At 45.8% G+C, this 2,216-nt stretch carries 3 protein-coding genes; all 3 read left to right on the top strand.

All coding sequences use genetic code 11. From position 1 onward, the window contains the following. A partial coding sequence (locus H6G97_RS50230) for a sensor histidine kinase (protein ID WP_190947674.1) occupies positions 1-554 on the top strand: 554 nt, incomplete at its 5' end. Between the two features lie 6 nt (positions 555-560). Next, positions 561-1,190 carry a response regulator gene (locus H6G97_RS50225; protein WP_190947673.1) on the top strand — a complete coding sequence of 210 codons (630 nt, stop codon included), beginning with the start codon at positions 561-563 and terminating at the stop codon, positions 1,188-1,190. A 307-nt stretch (positions 1,191-1,497) separates the two neighbouring features. Next, on the top strand, positions 1,498-2,076 hold the full coding sequence (locus H6G97_RS50220; RefSeq protein ID WP_190947672.1) for a DsbA family protein: 579 nt from the start codon (positions 1,498-1,500) through the stop codon (positions 2,074-2,076). Positions 2,077-2,216 lie beyond the last annotated feature (140 nt).

Here is a 2,216-nt window from a genome sequence, read left to right as displayed (position 1 = left end):
TCACAGGCATTATCATTCATGCTCGATCTGCCTCCGATGAGGTAACGGCGGATCCAGAAAAAGCGCAAACTCTCCTCACTCAGATCCTCGACTTAGCCCGTTCTGGACTTGCGGAGGCACGTCGTTCAGTAGAGGCACTACGCCGCCCATACCTTTTGGAGAACGGTAACTTACAGGATGCTTTAAGGCGTCTTGCGGCTCAATTGGACTCCTCGATCGCAACCCAAGTCGTCTACGAAGTCATTGGTACACCCTATTCCCTATCCTACGATTTGGAAAATAATCTGTTTCGGATTGGGCAGGAAGCTCTGACCAATGCAATCAAATATGCCAAGGCAGATGAAATTCGCATTGAACTGATCTACGAACCGACCCAATGCAGCTTGCGAATTAAAGACGATGGGCAGGGATTTGAGGTAGAAAACCAGGCGATGCGGAATGGCTTTGGTCTAATCGGAATGGCAGAACGGGCTGAGCGCATTAGAGCTGAATTAACAATTCAAAGTAATCTAGGGCAAGGGACAAAGATCGTGGTATCTATTGATCGGGAGTAAGTTAGCATGAGTCAGCCTAGTTGTATTCGTGTTCTTGTTGTGGACGATCATCCTGTTGTCCGTCAGGGTTTGATCGGGATGTTAGAGAAGGCTTCAGATATCGTCATTGTGGGTCAGGGGCGAAATGGGCATGAGGCGATCGCAGTGTTTCAGCAACAACAGCCTGATGTGACTTTGATGGATTTACGGATGCCTGAGATGGAAGGTGTTCCGGCGATTACAGTTATTTGCAGTGAGTTTCCTAACGCCCGGATTATTGTGCTGACCACGTATGACACTGATGAAGAGATTTATCGAGGATTGCGAGCCGGGGCAAAGGGGTATTTACTAAAGGACTCTGAGCCAGAGGAACTATTGACAGCCATTCGTACCGTGAACAGGGGGCAACAGTACATTTCCCCCAACGTGGCTGCCAAGCTAGTACAGCGGATGACTAGTCCAGAATTGAGCGATCGTGAGCTAGAAGTTCTCCAGTTAATTGGACAGGGCATGAGCAACCAGGAAATTAGCACGGCTCTAACGATTAGTGAAAGTACAGTAAAGACTCACGTCAACCGAATTTTAAGCAAGCTAGATGTCAAAGATCGCACCCAGGCAGCCATTATGGCGTTGAAACGAGGAATTGCTAATTTGTGAAAGCAAAGATGGTACTTCTGACTAGGTTAACGCTCATCGCCAGTCACCCCTCTGGAGCGCAGGATTTTAGTCGATGAGGCAGGCAATCAAACCTAAGTTTGATCCAAATCCCAACTTAAGTTTGATTCGTTCTACTGTCTCAGGTTGACTAACCCTCAATTATTTTATTGATTAAAATACATACCTTAAATTGACTACAATCCTGAGCGAATCTCATACATTAAACTCATACAAACGATTACAGGGTTGAAGGAGAGATTTCACAGTGCTTCTCACACGACGAATTTCTTTTCCTCAAAGGTTTAGAATGAGCGATGTTATTCCTGATAATGCACCTAGCAATCACAATCAGTTAGTTGTACCCCCTTTTGAGCAAGACCATTGGCAAGGATCATTGAATGCTCGGGTTGTGCTTGTTGAGTATGGGGATTATCAATGTCCTCAATGTGGTGAACTTTATACCTCAATCAAGGCAATTCAACGCCAGCTTGAGACGACCCTATTTGGAAGAGATTCTCTATGCTTTGTATTCCGGCATTTTCCTCAACCTCACATCCACCCTCAGGCTCAAAAGGCAGCAGCAGCGACAGAAGCAGCAGGGGCACAAGGTCAGTTTTGGCAGATGTACGAAATCTTACTGGAGCATCAACAAGAGTTAGGGAATGGCTACCTTGCCGAGTATGCTGATCGTTTAGGACTTAACGTTCCTCAATTTCTGCGAGATATCGCAAGAGGGACATATCTCGATCGCATTAATCAAGATATCGAAAGTGGAATACGCAGCGGAGTGACCCACGCTCCAGCCCTATTTATCAATAACATTCGGTATACCGGACGCTGGACAATAACAGAGTTGACGGCAGCTATTGTCGGTGCAAGCCACTAAGCTCTATTCATATCTGACTTGTTTGTTAGTGCTAGTAAGTGATCGAATGCGCGATCGCTAGCTTTTGCCTGTTTTGTTGAACAGCTTGCCAATTTTTGAACCATGCTAACAACTACAACATCAACCACTGAATTCAAGCA

It is taken from the genome of Nostoc flagelliforme FACHB-838, assembly GCF_014698065.1.
Taxonomy (GTDB): domain Bacteria; phylum Cyanobacteriota; class Cyanobacteriia; order Cyanobacteriales; family Nostocaceae; genus Nostoc; species Nostoc flagelliforme_B.
The sequence above is the reverse complement of the archived record's forward strand: the minus strand, read 5'-3'. Positions and strand labels throughout refer to the sequence as shown.

What these genes read in the sequence shown, in the direction of transcription:
- H6G97_RS50225 (WP_190947673.1), top strand. Translation starts at nt 561, where the DNA reads ATGAGTCAGCCTAGTTGTATTCGTGTTCTTGTTGTGGACGATCATCCT.
- H6G97_RS50220 (WP_190947672.1), top strand. Translation starts at nt 1,498, where the DNA reads ATGAGCGATGTTATTCCTGATAATGCACCTAGCAATCACAATCAGTTA.